The organism is Bradyrhizobium betae (genome assembly GCF_050632175.1).
Classification (GTDB): domain Bacteria; phylum Pseudomonadota; class Alphaproteobacteria; order Rhizobiales; family Xanthobacteraceae; genus Bradyrhizobium; species Bradyrhizobium betae_B.
Genome location: NZ_CP192576.1, coordinates 6,613,006 through 6,628,137, shown reverse-complemented (window position 1 = coordinate 6,628,137; position 15,132 = coordinate 6,613,006). Strand labels below are relative to the sequence as shown.

General features: G+C 65.3%; 12 protein-coding genes. 5 read left to right on the top strand and 7 right to left on the bottom strand.

All coding sequences use genetic code 11. The features are described from left to right. The first annotated feature begins 20 nt into the window (after positions 1-20). The 3 genes from ACQ86E_RS31885 (at position 21) to ACQ86E_RS31875 (ending at position 3,768) form a co-directional block, all read left to right on the top strand. On the top strand, positions 21-1,802 hold the full coding sequence (locus tag ACQ86E_RS31885; RefSeq protein ID WP_431203329.1) for a NirA family protein: 1,782 nt from the start codon (positions 21-23) through the stop codon (positions 1,800-1,802). Further along, positions 1,799-3,403, top strand: a complete 1,605-nt coding sequence (locus ACQ86E_RS31880) for a sulfite reductase subunit alpha (protein WP_431203328.1) — start codon at positions 1,799-1,801, stop codon at positions 3,401-3,403. Before ACQ86E_RS31885 ends, ACQ86E_RS31880 begins: the two co-directional genes overlap by 4 nt. 212 nt (positions 3,404-3,615) lie before the next feature. Beyond that, the gene (locus ACQ86E_RS31875; protein ID WP_431203327.1) at positions 3,616-3,768 is read left to right on the top strand and encodes a hypothetical protein; all 153 of its coding nucleotides are present in this window, start codon (positions 3,616-3,618) and stop codon (positions 3,766-3,768) included. Here the strand turns inward: ACQ86E_RS31875 and ACQ86E_RS31870 are convergent, their stop codons facing one another. The 3 genes from ACQ86E_RS31870 to pxpB are packed head-to-tail and all read right to left on the bottom strand — an operon-like array spanning position 3,769 to position 6,336. Further along, complete coding sequence (locus ACQ86E_RS31870) at positions 3,769-4,539, bottom strand: LamB/YcsF family protein (protein WP_431203326.1); 771 nt, start codon at positions 4,537-4,539, stop codon at positions 3,769-3,771. A 31-nt stretch (positions 4,540-4,570) separates the two neighbouring features. After that, positions 4,571-5,608 (bottom strand): biotin-dependent carboxyltransferase family protein, encoded by a 1,038-nt coding sequence (locus tag ACQ86E_RS31865; RefSeq protein ID WP_431203325.1) that lies wholly within the window; start codon positions 5,606-5,608, stop codon positions 4,571-4,573. Continuing rightward, on the bottom strand, positions 5,605-6,336 hold the full coding sequence (gene pxpB, locus ACQ86E_RS31860) for a 5-oxoprolinase subunit PxpB (protein ID WP_431203324.1): 732 nt from the start codon (positions 6,334-6,336) through the stop codon (positions 5,605-5,607). The genes ACQ86E_RS31865 and pxpB overlap by 4 nt, the downstream gene beginning before the upstream one ends. A 237-nt stretch (positions 6,337-6,573) precedes the next feature. Between pxpB and ACQ86E_RS31855 the strand changes: the two genes are divergently transcribed. Both ACQ86E_RS31855 and ACQ86E_RS31850 read left to right on the top strand, forming a co-directional pair. After that, a complete protein-coding gene (locus ACQ86E_RS31855; RefSeq protein WP_007610481.1) occupies positions 6,574-7,272 on the top strand; it encodes a ribonuclease activity regulator RraA in 699 nt (232 codons plus the stop codon). Positions 7,273-7,296: 24 nt separating this feature from the next. Next, a complete protein-coding gene (locus ACQ86E_RS31850) occupies positions 7,297-7,701 on the top strand; it encodes a (R)-mandelonitrile lyase (protein ID WP_431203323.1) in 405 nt (134 codons plus the stop codon). Positions 7,702-7,762: 61 nt separating this feature from the next. Here ACQ86E_RS31850 and ACQ86E_RS31845 read toward each other — a convergent pair whose 3' ends face one another. From ACQ86E_RS31845 to ACQ86E_RS31830, 4 genes are all read right to left on the bottom strand, one after another. After that, positions 7,763-8,113 (bottom strand): hypothetical protein, encoded by a 351-nt coding sequence (locus ACQ86E_RS31845; RefSeq protein ID WP_431203322.1) that lies wholly within the window; start codon positions 8,111-8,113, stop codon positions 7,763-7,765. 107 nt (positions 8,114-8,220) lie between these two features. Then, entirely contained in the window at positions 8,221-9,999 is a 1,779-nt protein-coding gene (locus ACQ86E_RS31840; RefSeq protein ID WP_431203321.1) for a hypothetical protein, read from the bottom strand. A 127-nt stretch (positions 10,000-10,126) separates the two neighbouring features. After that, the gene (locus tag ACQ86E_RS31835; protein ID WP_431203320.1) at positions 10,127-11,578 is read right to left on the bottom strand and encodes a short-chain fatty acid transporter; all 1,452 of its coding nucleotides are present in this window, start codon (positions 11,576-11,578) and stop codon (positions 10,127-10,129) included. A gap of 54 nt (positions 11,579-11,632) precedes the next feature. Then, positions 11,633-15,019 carry a molybdopterin-dependent oxidoreductase gene (locus tag ACQ86E_RS31830; protein WP_431203319.1) on the bottom strand — a complete coding sequence of 1,129 codons (3,387 nt, stop codon included), beginning with the start codon at positions 15,017-15,019 and terminating at the stop codon, positions 11,633-11,635. Positions 15,020-15,132: the final 113 nt, after the last annotated feature.

Here is a 15,132-nt window from a genome sequence, read left to right as displayed (position 1 = left end):
CAGGAGCTTCGTTGCCAACCATGAAACTCGAAACAGTCTCAGTCGACTTCACCGACGAGCAGAAGCGCTATCTCGAAGGCTTCACGACCGGCCTGCAGATCAGCCGCGTCGGTCGCGGTCTGGGCGGCGGTGCCGGCAAGGCGAATGCCGAGCCTGTTGGTCCGGATGCCCCACACATCAAGGCGCAGGACAAGGTCATCGCGTCCGGCAAGAAGCTCGCCGACCAGGAGAAATTCAAGCGCGACGAGCATCCGTTCGATGCCTATCCGCGGCTGCGCCAGCAGGCGGCCGACAATGCGCCGCCGAGCCCCGCGGACAATTTCCGCTGGCGCTATTACGGAATCTTCTACGTCGCGCCGACGCAGGACTCTTACATGTGCCGCCTGCGCATTCCGAACGGCATCATGAAGCACTGGCAGCTGTCGGGCCTTGCGGATCTCGCCGACGACCTCTGCGGGCCCTACAGCCATGTCACGACGCGCGCCAATCTCCAATTGCGCGAAATCCCGCCGAAGAACGCCGTGAAGCTGATCGAGGGCATTCAGGACCTCGGCCTGTGCTCGCGCGGCTCCGGCGCCGACAACATTCGCAACGTGACGGGGACGCCGACCGCCGGCATCGACCCGCAGGAGCTGATCGACACGCGGCCCTTTGCGCGCGAATGGCACTACCACATCCTCAACGACCGTTCGCTCTACGGCCTGCCGCGCAAGTTCAACGTCGCCTTCGACGGCGCCGGCAAGGTCGCGGTGCTGGAAGAGACCAACGACATCGCCTTCACGGCGTATGAGGTGAAGGACGGGTTCGGCGTCGAGCCCGGAATCTGGTTCCGCCTCGGCCTCGGCGGCATTACCGGCCACAAGGACTTTGCAAAATACTCCGGCATCATCGTCAAGCCGGAGCAGGCGACCGCCGTCGCCGATGCCATCATCCGCGTGTTCATCGACCACGGCGACCGCACCAACCGCAACAAGGCGCGGCTGAAATATGTGCTCGACGCGATGGGCCATGACGGCTTCCTTAGGCACGTCGAAGAGCGATTGAAGACACCGTTTACGCGCGTGCCGGAAGAGGCGTTCCTCCCGCGGCCCGCGTCGAACCGCATGGCGCATGTCGGCGTGCACAAGCAAAAGCAGGCCGGCCTCAACTGGATCGGCGTGTCGCTGACGCTCGGCAAGATGAGCTGCGATCAGATGCGGGGCCTCGCCAAGGTCGCGCAGGACCTCGGCGACGGCGAGATCCGCCTGACCGTGTGGCAGAACCTGCTGATATCGGGCGTGCGCGACGAGAATGTCGAACTTGCCGTCGCGGCGATCAAGGCAATAGGGCTCGCGGTCGAGGCCTCGCACATCCGCGCCGGCCTGATCGCCTGCACCGGCAATGCCGGCTGCCGCTTCGCGGCCTCCGATACCAAGCGCAATGCGGCCGAAATCGGTGACTGGTGCGAACCGCGCGTCGCCATGGACAAGCCCGTCAATATCCACGTCACCGGCTGTCATCATTCCTGCGCGCAGCACTACATCAGCGACATCGGCCTGATCGGCGCGCGCGTGCCCGTGAACGACGAGGACACGGTGGAAGGCTATCACCTGTTCACCGGGGGCGGGTTCGGTCCCGATGCCGATGTCGGGCAGGAGGTCTATCACGACCTCAAGGCCGAGGACGCGCCGAAGACGGTCGAGGGTCTGCTCAAGGCCTATATCGCCCACCGCGCCTCGCCCGATGAGTCCTTCCTCGCCTTTGCGCGCCGCCATGACGGCGAGACGCTGCGCAAGCTTGCCGATGCACAGGTGTCCGCATGAACCAGATCACGCCTCCGCCGAAACTCGACATCATTCCCGCCAGCGCGCCGTTCTCGGACGCGCAGCGTTCCTGGTTGAACGGCTTCTTTGCCGGGCTGCTGTCGCCTGACGTCGCGACGCCGCTGTCAGCGGAGCAGGGCGCCGCCGTCATGGCCGGTGACGGCGACGACGGCGAAGCACCGTGGCACGACCAGACCATGCCGATCACTGAGCGGATGAAGCTCGCCGAAGGCCGTCCCGTCCGTCGCAAGATGATGGCGGCCATGGCGCAGCAGGATTGCGGCCAGTGCGGCTACAATTGCAACGACTATTCGGATGCGATTGCCAGCCGTAGCGAAGCGCGGCTCAATCTCTGCGTCCCCGGCGGCAAGGACACCGCGCGGATGCTGAAGTCGCTGTATGAGGAGCTGGACAAGGCACCCGCAGCCAAGGCGCCCGACAAGGCGAATGCGGTGGCAGCACCTGCCGTGACCGTGACGATCGCCGAGCCCGGCCGCTCGCGTGACAATCCGGTCGCCGCGACCTTCCTGTCGCGGCGCCTGCTCAACAAGGGCGCCTCGGAGAAGGAAACCTATCACGTCGAGTTCGATCTCTCCGAGAGCAAGCTCGACTACGTCGTCGGCGACAGTTTTGGCGTGTTCGCCCGCAATGACGTCGGCCTGGTCGATCAGGTCATCGCGCTGCTCGGCGCCTCGCATACAACCAAAGTCAACGGCAAGACGTTGCGCGAGGTGCTGACCGACGACGTCTCGCTGTCGCCGGCGCCGGACTCGCTGTTCGAGCTGCTCTCCTTCATCACCGGCGGCGCGCAGCGCGAGAAGGCGCGGGCGCTGGCGCAAGGCGAGGATCCCGATGGCGATGCGGCGACGCTCGACGTCATGGCGGCGCTGCAGAAGTTCTCCGGCACACGGCCGCATCCGGAGGCCTTCGTCGAGGCGCTGGAGCCGCTCCAGCCGCGGCTCTATTCGATCTCGTCCTCGCACAATGCAACGCCTGGCAAGCTGTCCCTGACGGTCGATTCCGTTCGCTACGTCATCGGCAAGCGCAAGCGCATCGGCGTCGCCTCGACCTTCCTCGGCGAGCGCATCAATGAGGGCGAGAAGCTCAAGGTCTATGTGCAGAAGGCGCACAATTTCGGCCTGCCCGAGGACCCGAAGACGCCTGTCATCATGATCGGCCCCGGCACCGGCATCGCGCCGTTCCGTGCCTTCCTGCTCGACCGCAAGGCGACCGGCGCACCCGGCAAGAACTGGCTGTTCTTCGGCCATCAGCGCAGCGATTGCGATTTCTTCTACCAGGACGAGCTCAATGCGATGAAGATTTCGGGGCAGTTGACGCGGTTGTCGCTGGCCTGGTCGCGCGACGGGGACAAGAAGTTCTACGTGCAGGACCGCATGCGCGAGGTCGGCCGTGAGCTGTGGACGTGGCTCGCCGAAGGCGCGCATCTCTACATCTGCGGCGACGCCAAGCGCATGGCCAAGGACGTCGAGCGCGCGCTGGTCGATATCGTCGCTCAATTCGGAGCGCGCTCGACCGACGAAGCCGTCAGTTTCGTCGCCGAGCTCAAGAAGACCGGCCGCTTCCAGGCCGACGTCTACTAGCTCCAGGCTCGGCTGTCGTCCCGCCGTTATCCGAGCCGGTTCCAACTGGCTCGGATCTTAACGAATAAGATTCTCGGAATCCACAGGCGAAGAGAATTTGTGCCTGCGATAGAGGGACTTCAGAGAACTGGCATCGCTATTTCTGCGACCGTCTTGCCCGCACCCCGGGTTGATCCTTCATACTCCTGCACATGGAGCGTTGGAGATCGACCATGCGCGAACTATCGGCGGAAGCCAGGCTCCACTTCTACGCGCGCGCGCTCTCGCGTCGGACCGCGGCGAGCGTTCATCATGTCGCGCTCTATGGCGCCTTCGTCGTCATCGCGGCGATCGTGTTCGGCACGCTGTCCGTGCACCCGTTCTGATCACGCCCCGCGCTTGAACGGCGCCACTTCGATCCCCGCTTCCTTCAACGCCTGACGCAAGGTGCGCGCGATCTCGACTGCCCCTTGCGTGTCGCCGTGGATGCAGACCGTGTCCGTGCGCATCTTGATGACCTTGCCGGTCACCGACACCACCGCTCCGTCCTGCACCATGCGCACCACGCGGTCGGCAATCGCCTTGGCGTCGTGTAGCACAGCACCCGGCTTCTTGCGCGAGACGAGGTTGCCGTCGTCCTCATAGGCGCGGTCGGCGAACACCTCGTGCACCATCGGCAGGTTGGCGTCTTCGCCGGCCTTCACCAGCTTCGAATTGGCGAGCACGACGAAGATCAGGGAGGGATCGACCGCCTTGATGCCGGCGGCAATCGCCCTGGCCGTCATGTCGTCCTCGCAGGCGACGTTGGAGAGCGCGCCATGCGCCTTCACATGCGTGACCTTGTGGCCTGCCGCGGTTGCGATCGCCTGCAGAGCGCCGATCTGGTAGGCGACGAGATTTTCGATCTCGGAAGCCTTCATGCCCATGATCGGATGCCGGCCGAAGCCGTGCAGGTCGCGATAGCCGGGATGCGCGCCGACCGAGACGCCGCGCGCCTTCGCCAGCTCGACGGTCCGGCGCATGATGTCGGGATCGCCGGCATGGAAGCCGCAGGCGACGTTGACCGAACTTGCAAGGTCGATCATGGCGGCGTCGTTGCCCATCTCCCACGCGCCAAAACCTTCGCCGAGGTCGCAGTTGAGATCGATCGTCTTCATGGTTGCTCTCCGCCTTGGGTCGTCTCGTCGTTTACGGCTCCGCCACGACCTGCCAGGTCCCGGCATCCACGGCGCTCACCGCATAACCGGCAACGTTGGCATCGCTGAGCGCCTCGATGTTCAGTTCGACGGTGTCGGACGGGCGCAGGCGGTCGGGCAGGTTCCGGATCGCTTGCGCAAACTTGCGCGCCTCGTCCTGGGCCTCGGCCATCGTGACCCTCTGGAAGCGGAACACCGTTCCCACCGAGGTCTGTGCGAGCCGGCCGATGTCGGCCGTGATCACGGTCGCGATCTTTGGATAGCCGCCGGTGGTGCCGCGATCCATCATCAAGGCGATCGGCGCACCATCGCCGGGCACCTGGATGCTGCCGATGACCGTGCCGTCGGAGACGATGTTGTGGCCGTGCAGATGCCTGATCGCAGGTCCTTCGAGCCGGTAGCCCATGCGGTCGGACGTCGCCGAAATCTTCCACTCGCTGCCCAGGAACAGCGCCTTGTTCGCGTCGTCGAACTCGTCGTCCTGCGGTCCCAGCAGGACGCGGATCGGGCCGCTGACCGGCTTCGGCAGCTCGATGCGCAACTCGGGCGCGCCGCTCGCGGTATCGACATTGAACTCGTCGCCGGCCTGGAGCGGACGCGGGTAGGGGCTGCCAAGGCCCGCGCGGGCATTCACAGCAAGGCTGCCGAACACCAGCTCGCCCTTGATGGCGCCTTCGATCGCGAGATAGGTGAACGCACCGCCGCGGGCAAAGCCCAGTGTCAGCGTCTCGCCATCCTTCAGCGTCAACGATGTGTCCATCGCCACCGGCTTCCCGGCGACATCCGCATTGCGCGGCGCGCCTGATATCGCGACGCGGACGGCGCCGTCACGGGCAGTGAAGGTGGCGCCGAACGGGCCGATCTCGACAGCGGCCGCGAACGGCTCGTTGCCGACCAGCGTGTTCGCAGCGGCGAGCGACAGCCGGTCCATGGCGCCGCTGATCGTGAGGCCATAGCGCTGTGCGCCATGGCGACCGCCGTCCTGAACGGAGCTTGCAGGCCCGATGGAGGCGACGACGAGCCGGCTCATGTCGTCACCTGCTCGGCGACGATCTCGCCGGCTTCGGCGGCGCGGTCGAGTTCCTCGAAGGTCTTGTGATCGATGGCGAAAAACGTCACGCGATCACCGGGTTCGGTGAGGAACGTCGGATTCCGGTGGAGCTGGTAGGTTCTGACCGGCGTGCGGCCGAGCAGGTGCCAGCCGCTTGGCGCGGCCAGGCACTGGATCCCGGCCTGGATGCCGCCGATCGAGATCGTGCCGGCAGGGGTCAGCAGCCGCGGCGACTGCCGCCGCGACATCTGCAGAGATTTGTCGAGGCCGCTGAGATAGGACCAGCCTGGCGTAAAACCGATCATGGCAACCCGATAGTCGCCGCCGGAATGCCGGGCGATGATGTCCTCGGGCGTGGTGTTCAGCGCCTTGGCGACATCCTCCAGATCGATGCCGTGCTCGCCGCCATAGGCGACGGGAATGCGCCAGCGCCGCGCCTTCATGGCTGGCGGCAGCGGCTGGCTGGCGATCGGGAGAATCTTGTCGCCGAGCGCGTCGAAGCCGATGATGGCGGGATCGTAATGCACCAGCAGCGAGCGATAGGTCGGCACGGTCTCGGTGAGGCCGTCGATGGGGCTCGCCGCCAGCGCCTTGTCGAGCGCGAGCACGCGCTCGTTGGCGGCGTCGTCGATGGTGCGGCTGAACTCGACCGTGACGGCACTGTCGCCACTGGGCAGAAGGCGGGGCGGAGGAAGCGTCGCGGCCATGAGTTGTCGAAATCGGGCTGCTGGAGAAACGCGGGCTCATCCTTGAGTTCCGCGCTGTCCTGCTTCGCGTAAATGCGCCCGCAAGTCCAATAAATTAATGCAAGGGGAGGCGATAAAGCCTTGTTATCGCGTCGCATAACCGCCCGGCAGGGCAGCGTTCTTGGCCCTTGACGGCAAGCCCCCGGCTCGCAAGATGCGCGGCGTTCTTTCCCGCCCATCCGGAGCTCGTTTTCGTCCATGTCGCTGTCCCCCGAAGCCCGCAAGACCCTCGCCGGCATCACCACTGCCACCATCACCACGGTCCTGCTGAAAAAGGGCCTGCGCAACATCTGGATGCGCGGCGCGCGCCCGTTGCGCCCGGGCCTGCCGCGCCTCGTGGGACCCGCCTTCACGCTGCGTTTCGTGCCGGCGCGCGAGGACCTTGCGACCCCGGAATCCTGGTCGTCGCCGATCTCGACCCGTACCGCGATCGAGGCGATGCCTGAGGGATGCATTGCCGTGGTCGACGCCATGGGCATCACGGATGCCGGCATCTTCGGCGACATCCTCTGCGCCCGCATGATGAAGCGCGGCGTGACCGCGCTCGTCACCGACGGCGTGGTGCGTGACGTCGAGGGCGTGCTCGGGACCAACCTTCCGGTGTGGTGCGACGGCTATGCCGCGCCGCCTTCCGTGGCGGGCCTCACCTTCGTCGGCTGGGGCGAGCCGATCGGCTGCGGCGGCGTCGCCGTGTTCCCGAACGACATCGTGGTCGCCGACCAGGACGGCTGCGTGCTGATCCCGCAGGCGATGCTCGACCACGTGCTCAACGAGGGCGTCGAGCAGGAACGGATGGAAGCCTGGATCGTCAACGAGGTGAACAACGGCGCGGTGCTGCCGGGCCTCTATCCCATGAACGCCGAGACCAAGGCGCGCTACGCCGCCAGCAAGAAGTAATCGTCAACAAGCGAGGATACCCCCATGGAGATCACCGTCGCTGGCACGCGGCCGACCCGCCGCGCGCCCAAGGAACACTTCACCGGCACCGTGTTGCAGGATCCCGTGATCATGGCGCCCGCGCCGGCGCGGCTGAACTGCTCGCGCGTCTCATTCGAGCCGGGCGCACGCACCAACTGGCACCATCATCCGCTCGGGCAGACGCTCTATGTGATTTCGGGCGTTGGCCGCGTCCAGACCAAGGGTGGTCCGGTCCGCGAGATCCGTCCCGGCGATACCGTCTGGATTCCACCAGGCGAGCTGCATTGGCATGGCGCAACGCCCGACAACAGTATGTGCCACATCGCCATGCAGGAGGCGCTCGACGGCGTGTTCTCGACCTGGCTGGAGCCGGTGACCGACGCGGAGTATGGCGCGCCGCTGGGCTAGCTCTGCTGCCCCGGACGCAACGCAGCGCGCGAGTGATGCGTTGCTGAGCCGGGGCCTGGGTTTACTGCCGCTCCGCGGTCCACGTGCCGGTGCACATGGTGCCGCGCCAGGTGCCCGAGCCGGACGTGCCGCTCAGTCGGCCGAACCCGACCGCGCGCTTGATGCCGGTGCTCAGGGTGACGTTGATGTTGCCGGCATCGGCCACCCGGCCCGACGCCGTCACCATGGCGCTGCTCGAGGCGATCTGACCGTTGTTGATGCCGATCGAGACGGTCGCGCCGTTGCCGCAGGTCTCACTCGACGATGAGATCCGCACATTCCACGCGCCGTCGAAAGTGCTGGCGCTCGCCTGCGCGGCCGGTAATGCGATTGCGACGATGGTGGCGAAAAGGCACTTGCGAAAACCGTTCATGGCACGCCCCTTTGGTTGAGCCTGCGCGGATCGTGTCATGGGCGAGGGACGGGCGATGTGAGAGGTGTCACGCCCCAAGAGGGCTCTGTGACGTAGCGCACTTTTGGTCAGTTCTTGATCCGATCGACGAGACGGGCGAGCAGGCGGGCTTTTCGGGGGGCGGGTGGCGGCTCCCGCTCGACCGCTGGCCCGGTCGAAACGGAGGCTTCCTCGGCAATCGAAAGTCTGCACAGCCCCAATCCGAGATGGCGCCTGTCATGGCTCAGCCCCTCGGCATAAGGCGAGGATGCGCCTTCAATTTCGAAGACGAAGTGCAGGACATCCTCGAGCTGTTCGGGCGCGGGAAGCGGCGCCGAGACCCAGCACGGTTCACCGCCGCCTGCTTCTGCCGGCGTGAATGTCCACTGTGCTATCGGTTCATCGCCGCAGTAAACGCTGACGCTGACGCCTTGGTGATCCTGCCTCGGCAAATGGGCAAAGGCGAACGCGTTGAGGAAAAGTTGTCGGTCCGGCTTCGCAGCGAGCTTCACCGATAGTTCAGCGCGGCCGCCAACGCTCCATGTGCCCCATGGTTCGGTGTCCGACCAGCCGCTCCCCATGAACCCGCGTGAATCGAGCGCATCGCCGAAATCGATCTGCTCGCCAATCGCGTAGCCCGGCTCCATGTCGGGAGCGGTTTTGGCGAGTGACACCATGGTTTCGATGAAGCGTGCTAGACCGGTCTCCACGGCCAGGCGCGGGGCGAGCTCCCGCGCTGCGGCGCCGAGCTGATGCGACTTCCCAAGGCCTTCCAAAATGACGTCAGCCAACGTCTGCGTCGCACGCTCTGCAAACGACAGGCCGACGCCGTAGCCCTCTGCGATCTTGTCGGCCATCCAGGTGCCTTCAGGCACGATCACAGGCTTGCCCAGGCTGGCGGCTTCCGTGAAGACGCCGGAGGTCAGAAATCGGTACGGCTGCGCCTCGTAGGCCAATACGACCAGCGTCGATCGCGCCAGATGTCCAAAATACTCCGTCATGCTCATCTGCAGAGGAAGAAGCTCGACCAGAGGACTGCTGCCGAGATCGAGCGTGGCGATGCCTTGCGCGATATCACCGGCCGGCTTGATCAAGAATCTGGCGGCGGGCGCAAGCGCGCGAACGCGCCTGATGGTCTCGCCGAGATCAGCCAGGCATCGGCCTGATCTGCCGTTGACGTGCAGATAGATCGTCGGGTCGACAGTTCCCGGCGCCGTGGTGATGTCCGGCGGCCTGCCAAAATGGTGCTGCATCATGAAGGGACGCCGGCGAAGCACGCGGGAGACGGAGCGCGCCTTGGCCTTCGAGTTCACCAGGAAGAATACGCGCTCACGCGCCGAGGCATTGTCGAGATCGGCAGATGCCAGTCGGTAGAACGCGGCCCGGGGCTTGAAGCGTCCCGTGTCCAGGTCCGTTAGTTCGTCGCCGATGATCCGGAAGAACACCGCCGGGCATTTGCCGGCCGGTTGCTCCGAGAGCCACCTGCCGATGCCGCTGATAAGGACCGGGTGTCCGCGCGGAAAGTAGATGATGTCGGATGAATCGAGACCTTCCGCATCCAGCCAGTTGCCGAGAGGGGCGAAGAGACGGACGGTGTCGGCGAATGTCACCATCGACAGAACGACGTTCCCGGCATTAACTTCGAACGTCGGCAGCATTTCCAGAACGCGATCCGCCCCGATCTCCGCGGCCAGTTGCTCGTCGGTCGTGCGAGGCACCAGGATCCGGGGCGTCAGGCCGATATTGGCGCTTTCGTTCCTGAAATGCAGAAGCTCGTTGAAGGAATGGCCTGATACGCCAAAGCTCGCAAAGGCCGGGATGACGATCCTGGGCCCGGCGGGACCTTTTCGAGCGGGTGGCAAAGTCATCAAGGGTCTCAACAACGCGCATGCGCTTGTCGGTGTGTACGCCAATCCCCCGATCTCAGGAAGCTATTCGTCGGCCGCCGGCAGCGGGATCAAGGGAGATCCCGCTGCCGTAGAGTCTTGCGCGATCTCAGGGGAGGACCGGCGGATGATACGTAAACGTCGACATCAGGATGGCGGCCACGATCATCACGATCGGGAAGTGGATCAGGAACTGGATCGACGTGTAGCCGATCAGATCCTTCGACTTCAATCCGAGGATCCCGAGCAGCGGCAGCATCCAGAACGGGTTGATGAAGTTCGGCAGCGTCTCGGCGATGTTGTAGACCATGACGGTCCATCCGAGATGCGCCCCGACCGAATTCGCCGCCTTCATGATGTAGGGCGCTTCGATGATCCATTTGCCGCCGGCGGACGGAATGAAGAAGCCGAGGACGGCCGAATAGATACCCACAAGGAAGGAGAAGACCGTCGTGCTGGCCGAGGCATCGACGAACCAGTGCGCAATGGTGTCCGACAGCGTCACGCCCTTGGCGTTCGGCACCTTGGTGAGCATCTGGGCGATGCCGGCATAGAACGGAAATTGCAGCAGCACGCCCGACACGCTCGGCATCGCCTTGGAGAACGCTTCGAGCAGGCTGCGGGGACGCCAGTGCAAGAGGATGCCGAGGATCAGGAAGACGAAGTTGTAGGTGTTCAGGCCCGACAGCGTGATGAGCGGATTGCCGGACTGGAAGGTCTGCCACAGCCAGCCAAGGGCGAGGACGACGATCAGGATGGTCAGGATCGGGCTGAATTCGAGGAAGTCGCCGGGCCGGGCGGGAGCCTTCGGCTTGATCGTGTCGTCTTCAAGCGAGACGCCGAGATCCTGCGCGGTTTTGGTCCCGGCCGCGTTCGGCGCGGTCAGATAGCAGATGACGGCCGACACGACCGTCACGAGGATCGTCGTGACCAGATTTTGCCAGGTCAGGATCGTCTCTGAAAATCCGATGACTCCGGTGATCGGGAGCAGCGAGCTCGGAATGCTGGCGGCGTTGGCCTGAAGCTGCGCGGCCGACGAGGTGATGCCGAGCGTGAAGCCGCAGCCGAGGCCGAGATAGCCGGCAGCGCCAGCGGCCCGGTAGTCGAGCTTGATGTCCGTGCGCCGCGCGATCTCGCGGACCAGCAGGCCGGAGAAGATCAGGCTCAGACCCCAATTGACCAGGGACAGGAGAATGCTCAGCACCCCGACGAAGACCACGGCGCCGCGCCCGGTGGAGGGCACGGCGGCCAGCCGCCGCAGCGCGGCCGCAATGGGGGGCGACATCGCCACGACGTAGCCGCCGATCGCGACCAGGGCCATCTGCATCGTGAACGGAATGAGATTCCAGAAGCCGTCGCCGAACGCTCGGCTGACGGCGAGCGGGGAGCCGCCATGCACGATGGTGCCGATCGCAATCGCGATCACGGCGATCAGCACGAAGACGTAGGCGTCCGGAAACCAACGCTCGGAGAAGACCACGAGGCGTTGCGAGAACCTCGCCAGCAGATTGGTCTCGGTTGATGCGCTCCCGTTGAGAGAGTCGCCGGATACGGTCGTCATTGTCAGCCCCCAATTTTGGCAGTGTTGGTCGTGGTTGAAAGTCATGCTGCGTGGTCAGAACCCGAGCGTGAGTTCGGAGAGCGGGACCGCCTGGCAGGTCAGGCAGTGCTCGGTCGAGCTATCGCCGCCGCCGAGCTGCGCGACGCGGCCATCGACGATGCGCATGGCGCAGCTCTCGCACTGGCCGACGCGGCAGCCGCTGGGCAGCGGCACACCCGCGGCGTGTGCGGCATCGAGCAGCGTGCCCAATTCGGGCGACCAGACGAAACTCCTGTCGCTGCCGGCGAGGTGAACCGTCTGCGGCTCCAGCGTCGCAGGCACTTCGGGCGGCGATACGAAGGCTTCCGCAAAGATGTCGAAGCGGGGAACTCCGCGCTCGACAAGTTGCGTGGCGGTCGAAGACGTGAAGCCCGTCGAGCCGCAGAGATAGGCAAGGGGGCTTTTGGAGAGCAATGGATCGATCGCGGACAGGTCCAGCCGGCCGGCATGGTCGTAATGGTCGTGCAGCCGGTCGGATGGGAGAGGTGCCGTAAAGGCCGTAATGAGCTTCAACTGCGGCAGCCGCGCCCGAAGCTCCTGAAGCCGCGCGGCGAAAGGATGCTCGTTGCCGTTGCGGCAGGTGTGTATCAGCAGGACGTCCTTGACGCGCTCGGCCGGCGCCATGGCCAGCAGCGCCTCCAGATGACTCATGAATGGCGTGATACCGATGCCCGAGGCGAGAAAGATCAGAGGTCGATCTCCATGCAATGGCGGGGTGAAGATCCCGCCGGGAGATTCGAGCCGGACCTCGTCGCCAATCGCGAGGCGATGGATGCGTTCGGAGAGATGAAGGCCGCTGTCGGAAGGCTGCCTCTTGACGGCAACGGACAGCACGTTCTTGCCGCCGTGTCCGGTCAATGAATAGGCACGGGCGATGTCCACGCCCGGTAAATTCAGCAGGACGTACTGCCCCGGCCGGTACGCGGGAAGCGCATCGCCGTCCTTCGGAGCAAGATCGATCGCGACGATGTCATCGGCCTCGCGGCGGACGCTCGCGACTGAGAATGTGCGCCGCCCGGCCCAGCGCCCGCGGTTCGCAGCCTGGTCGCGCCTGATGTCGCAGAGCGTCGCGCGCAGAGGAACCGAGCCGCTGACCGGGTCGCGCGACGCGTCGCTCAATGCGTCGTTCATGTTCGACGTCGCGGCGCCGGCGGACGGCGTCAAGTTGAGTCCAAGCGGTGGACATTCCTCCCACCAGCCGAACTCGGCCAGCACGACGCGGTCGTCGAGCGCATCGTTCAGGCGGACACGGAGTCTGACCTGACCGGATGGCGTTTCGACGATCGCCCAATCGCCGTCTTCGAGGCCCCGCCGCGCCGCGAGCATCGTGCTGATCTCGACGGCGGGGTCGGGGGCTTTCTTGCGAAGCGACGCCACGTGCCGATGCGAGCTATGGACGAACCAGCCGTTCTTGGCGGTCGTCAGTACCAGCGGAAACCGCTTGCCAGAAGTCGTCGCCATCGGACTCTCGGCCGGCTCGACGTGGCCTGCGAGCGGCGCATAGCCATGATCGAGCATCAGCTCGGAATAGAGCTCAACGCGCTGCGTCGGCGTTGCGAAACCGGCGATCGTCCCATCGCCTTTCTTGTCGGCGTATTTTTCGTGGTGGAATGGCTGAGGAAAGCGCATGCCCTCCGGCTGCTTACGCAAGTCGTCGACAGTGATGCCGAGAGGCGCCAGTTGATGATTCCAGCCCGCGTGGATGTCGCCCCCGAAGAATTGCTCCGCCATCCCCATGCGCACGGCCAATTCCGCGACGATCTCGTAGTCGGCCTTGCTCTCGCCGTGCCGGGGCAGCATCTGCGGCCGGAACTGGATCGTCTCGACGGCCTCCTGCGTGATCTCGAATCCGATCTTCAGTGCATCGCGTTCCCAGGGCATGCCGGCCGGCAGCACGATGTCGGCATTCTCCGCGGTCGGGTTCATGAACATGTCGACATGCACATGGAAGTCGAGCGCGCGCAGCGCCTCGCGGTTGCGCGAGGAATGTCCCTGCGACACCACGAAGTTGGTGCCGAAGCTCATCAGCGCGTTGACGCGGTAGGGCTCGCCCTTGAGCACCGCGCGGCTGAAATCGCGCGCCGTGATCCAGCCGCGGCTCGGCGGCCCCAGCGGCAATTCGTCGAGGCCCAGCGCCTTCGCTTTCTGGCCCGGCGGCAGCAGGCTGATGTCGTTGACCGCGCGGGTCGGTGGCGGAAGCGGCCAGACATTGCCGCCGGGCCGGTCGCAGGCGCCGGTGAGCGCGTAGAGAGTCGCAATGGCCCGCTCGGTGGCGGTCGCGTTGGTGTGCTGACCGACGCCGGTCCACGAATGATAGGCGAGCCTCGGACTGTTCTCGAACAGCGCGCAGAACGCGACGACTTTCGATTCATCAAGCCAGGTGGTCGTGGCGACGCTGGACGTCGTATAGGATGCAGCCTCGGCGGCGAGCCGCGAGAAAGCGGTTCTCGCGGCGATCACGCGTCCGCCCCCGCCATCAAGCGTTGCCTCGGCGTCGAGCGTGCAATTCGCCGGATCGAGCACCTCGACGCGCGGGTCGTGCGGTCGCGCCTTGCCGGATTGATCGAGCACGACGAACGCGTCCGGCGACTGATCCGGCCACAGCTCGGTTGCCCGGACGAAACGTCCGGTGTGCGTGTCGACCAGAAACGGGCCATTGGTCCAGCGCGTGACGAAATCCTGATCGTACGTGCCGGTTGCAATGAGATGCCGGATCGCCGCCATCGCAAGCGCGCCGTCGGCGCCGGGACGGATACGCAGCCAGAGATCCGCCTGCTGTCCGGATCCATTCGGCTTGGGATCGACGACGGCCACACGCGCGCCGCGACGGCGCGCGTCCGCAACGCGGGTGGCCTGCGCAAGCCATGTCCGCGCGGGATTGTGTCCCCAGAGGACGATCACGTCGGCGTTGTCATAGTCGGGAAAGCCGATGCCGCGGCCGAACGTGAGCGCGTGGGCGAAATCCTTGTGCCAGCCGCAGACCTCGACGGCGTAGATCAGATTGGGGCTGCCGAAGCAGCGGATGAACCGCTCGACCCATTCGAAACTGTCGACCATGGGGGTGCCGCTCGGCGTCGTGACCGCGAACGCAACGGCTTCCGCGCCCGCGGTGCCGCGGATCTGCCCGAGCTGCTTGACGATTTCGCTGAAAGCCTCGTCCCACGAAATCCGGACCCAGCCCGGGTCGGCGGCATCGCGCGGCGCCGTCCGGCGGAGCGGGTGGGTGAGGCGGCGCGGGCTATGAACCATCTCGGGGGCGGCGCGCCCCTTCGAACACAACGCACCGCCCGTGGGGTGCGAAGGCGCATTCTCGACCGCGACCATGCGGCCGTTCTCGACCACGGTCGTCGAACCGCACCGCGAACGGCAGAGCGTGCAATAGCCGGGATAGCGTTCTGCCATAGACAGCCCAAGAGTAGCGCATTATAGTAATGCGCTACATGCTGGACGGTGACATCTTTCTGGTCAAGTGCATTTTTTGGGCGGTGCTGATAGATCGGACGGCAGTCGCGAGT

Bases quoted from the DNA above. Each gene is read 5' to 3' on its own strand.
- ACQ86E_RS31885 (WP_431203329.1), top strand. From the start codon at position 21: ATGAAACTCGAAACAGTCTCAGTCGACTTCACCGACGAGCAGAAGCGC.
- ACQ86E_RS31880 (WP_431203328.1), top strand. From the start codon at position 1,799: ATGAACCAGATCACGCCTCCGCCGAAACTCGACATCATTCCCGCCAGC.
- ACQ86E_RS31875 (WP_431203327.1), top strand. From the start codon at position 3,616: ATGCGCGAACTATCGGCGGAAGCCAGGCTCCACTTCTACGCGCGCGCG.
- ACQ86E_RS31870 (WP_431203326.1), bottom strand. From the start codon at position 4,539: ATGAAGACGATCGATCTCAACTGCGACCTCGGCGAAGGTTTTGGCGCG.
- ACQ86E_RS31865 (WP_431203325.1), bottom strand. From the start codon at position 5,608: ATGAGCCGGCTCGTCGTCGCCTCCATCGGGCCTGCAAGCTCCGTTCAG.
- pxpB (WP_431203324.1), bottom strand. From the start codon at position 6,336: ATGGCCGCGACGCTTCCTCCGCCCCGCCTTCTGCCCAGTGGCGACAGT.
- ACQ86E_RS31855 (WP_007610481.1), top strand. From the start codon at position 6,574: ATGTCGCTGTCCCCCGAAGCCCGCAAGACCCTCGCCGGCATCACCACT.
- ACQ86E_RS31850 (WP_431203323.1), top strand. From the start codon at position 7,297: ATGGAGATCACCGTCGCTGGCACGCGGCCGACCCGCCGCGCGCCCAAG.
- ACQ86E_RS31845 (WP_431203322.1), bottom strand. From the start codon at position 8,113: ATGAACGGTTTTCGCAAGTGCCTTTTCGCCACCATCGTCGCAATCGCA.
- ACQ86E_RS31840 (WP_431203321.1), bottom strand. From the start codon at position 9,999: ATGACTTTGCCACCCGCTCGAAAAGGTCCCGCCGGGCCCAGGATCGTC.
- ACQ86E_RS31835 (WP_431203320.1), bottom strand. From the start codon at position 11,578: ATGACGACCGTATCCGGCGACTCTCTCAACGGGAGCGCATCAACCGAG.
- ACQ86E_RS31830 (WP_431203319.1), bottom strand. From the start codon at position 15,019: ATGGCAGAACGCTATCCCGGCTATTGCACGCTCTGCCGTTCGCGGTGC.